This is a genomic window from Phocaeicola sp. (genome assembly GCF_048170425.1).
In the GTDB taxonomy this organism is placed as follows: domain Bacteria; phylum Bacteroidota; class Bacteroidia; order Bacteroidales; family Bacteroidaceae; genus Phocaeicola.
In genome coordinates this window covers 1-2,818 of record NZ_DBEXBB010000298.1, presented here as the reverse complement: position 1 = coordinate 2,818, position 2,818 = coordinate 1, and the positions used below count along the sequence as shown (strand labels likewise).

The 2,818-nt window shown below is 44.0% G+C and carries 2 protein-coding genes; one reads left to right on the top strand and one right to left on the bottom strand.

Annotation, left to right across the window (positions count from 1 at the left end):
- Window positions 1–16 precede the first annotated feature (16 nt).
- The gene (locus ACMJ0U_RS11575) at window positions 17–1,237 is read left to right on the top strand and encodes a glycoside hydrolase family 88 protein (RefSeq protein WP_417130064.1); all 1,221 of its coding nucleotides are present in this window, start codon (window positions 17–19) and stop codon (window positions 1,235–1,237) included.
- A 99-nt stretch (window positions 1,238–1,336) separates the two neighbouring features.
- On the opposite strand, the gene ACMJ0U_RS11570 is transcribed toward ACMJ0U_RS11575, so the two are convergent.
- The coding region (locus ACMJ0U_RS11570) for a S41 family peptidase (RefSeq protein ID WP_417130063.1) at window positions 1,337–2,818 on the bottom strand (1,482 nt) is incomplete at its 5' end.

Genomic DNA, 2,818 nt, shown 5'->3' with positions numbered 1-2,818 from the left:
ATAAAAGAATTTAGATATGAAAATTAAAAATCTGTTGTATGGCATAGGAATAATGGCTTTATCTTCTTGTGCCAGTGAGAAAGCTGAAAAGCTGGATGTGGATAAAGCCTTAGCGTATTGTGACGTACAAGTACATCGTGCGCTGGCTGAACTGGAAAAAAATGGGGAGGCGGATTATAGTATGCAGCCTCGAAATATCTTGTCTGGGGAGAAGTTCTGGAATTGCCGGAAGGTGGCTAAGGAAGAATGGACAGGTGGATTCTGGCCGGGTGTTTTGTGGTATGATTATGAGGCTACACAAAATGATACGATTCGTGTGCTGGCTGAAAAGTATACAGAATCGTTGAAACTTTTTTCGGAAATACCAGCTTATGACCATGATTTAGGCTTTCTCGTATTTTGCAGTTATGGAAACGGTTACCGTCTGACACATAATCCGACTTATCGGGATGTAATCATTGCCACAGCTGATTCGCTGGCTACTTTGTATAATCCGAAAGTGGGTACGATTCTGTCTTGGCCTCGCAATGTAGAGATGCTGGGCGGGCATAACACCATTATGGACAACATGATTAACTTAGAGATGCTTTTCTGGGCTGCCCGCAATGGGGGAGACCGACGTTTGTTTGATGTAGCAGTGTCGCATGCAGACAAAACGATGGAAAATCAGTTCCGTCCGGATTATACTTCTTATCATGTGGCGGTGTATGATACGTTGACGGGGAACTGTATAAAGAAATGTACGCATCAGGGATATGCAGATGAGTCGATGTGGGCACGTGGACAGGCTTGGGCTATTTATGGTTATACAGTGGTGTTCCGCGAGACCGGTGATCCTAAATACCTGGAGTTTGCTGAGAAGTTGGTAGATGTGTATCTGAAGAATTTGCCAGAGGACTATGTACCTTACTGGGACTTTAATGCCCCCGATATACCGAATGCACCTAGGGATGCTTCTGCGGCTTGTGTGGTCGCTTCGGCTTTGCTGGAAATGTCTGGCTTTTATGGAAACGGACAGGGGGAAAAGTATAAGGAAGCTGCAGAGAAAATGTTGTGTAGCCTAAGTAGCGATAAATATCAGTCGCGGGATACGAATGTCGCTTTCTTGTTACATTCTACCGGGCATTGGCCGGCTAAGTCGGAAATAGATGCTTCTATCATCTATGCAGATTATTACTATATTGAGGCCTTGCTGAGATTGAAGAGAATTAATGAAGGTTTGCGGGCCGTAGAATAAAAGGTTGGAGTTATTATAAGGCAAAGCGGGGAAGGACAAAATCATCGTCTTTCCCCGCTTTGCCTTATAAGGATTGATAACTGGTTAAGTAGTTGTCAATTATTTTTTCTTTTGTGCATCGGCTTCTTTCAGCATTTCCTTTACTGCTGCTGCAAGCTGTTCGTCTTCGCCTTTCAGTGATTTTTCAGGACTGTTGTAGACTTTGATGTCCGGTTCCAGTTGTTTGTTTTCCATGTACTGGCCTCGCATATCCATACAACCTACCTGAGGAATACCGAAGACGATGGTTGGGTCTATCTGACGTTCCCACCATACAGCGGTCATGGTGCCCGGAACTGGAGCTCCGATAAGCTTACCGATTTTCAATTCTTTGTATACCCAGGGGAAACCGTGTGCATTACTGTAATTGTCTTCGCATACCATCACGCAAGACGGTTTCAGCCATTTATTGAACGGGTCGCTACCGATGTATTGTCCGCGAGGAACGAAACGCTGGTATTCTTTTCCACTTAATAAAGTAGCCAGGTCGTCGTGCAACCATCCTCCTCCGTTGTGACGGGTATCTACGATAACAGCTTCTTTGTTGCGATTGCGGTCACTGAGCAATTCGCTGTATACATTGCGGAAGCTTGGGCTGTCCATGCCTTTTACGTGCACGTAGGCAATCCGTCCTCCGGAAAGCGCTTCAACCATCTTTTCGTTTCTTTTTACCCAACGTTTGTAAAGCAATTCATTTTGTGCGCCTGCACTGATGGGCTTGATGGTTACCGGGAAGCGTTTCCCGTTTTGCGGATTGTAGATACTGAGTTGTATGTTCTTTCCTGTTTTTCCTTCCAGCATAGGGTAATAATCTGTGTCTTTCAGGATAGGTTTCCCATCGATTTTTTCAATGATACAACCTGCAGTGACATCTGTCTTTTTAACTGCAAACGGACCTTTGGCGATAATTTCCTGGATTTTTAATCCATTTCCTTCGTAGCTGTTGTCAAAGAATACACCTAAGCATGCAGTCGACAAGGTAGCTCCAGGAGCATAATATCTGGCTCCTGTGTGTGAACCGTTCAATTCGCCTAACAGTTCGCTCAACATTTCCTGGAAATCGTAGTTATTGTTGATATGCGGCAAGAAACGTGCATAACTTTCACGATAGTATTTCCAGTCTGTTCCATGTAAGTCGGGTACATAGAATTTATCAAGAACTTGTTGCCATACGTGATTGAAGATATATTCTCTTTCCTGGTATGGACGGTAATTAAAGATTGCTTCAAAGCTTACGTTCTCCGTCTTGTTCTTCTCGATGTCTATTTTCTTGATGCCTCCGTTGCTGCAAAGGAAGAGCTGTTTGCTTTCCTTGTTATAGGTCAGTGATCCATATCCGATATCTTTTAGCAGAAGTTCGGTTTTCTGTTCTTTTAAATCGTGTACCCACAAATCAGCACCGTCTTCAAAAGAGGCCTGGTAGTAGAGTTTGTCGCCGTCAGGACTGAGTATAGCATCGCCTAAATGAGAAGAATTTACCGTCAGGCGGATAATCCGGTCACGGCAGTTTTCCAAATCAAAGGTGAGTGGAGTAACTTTCTT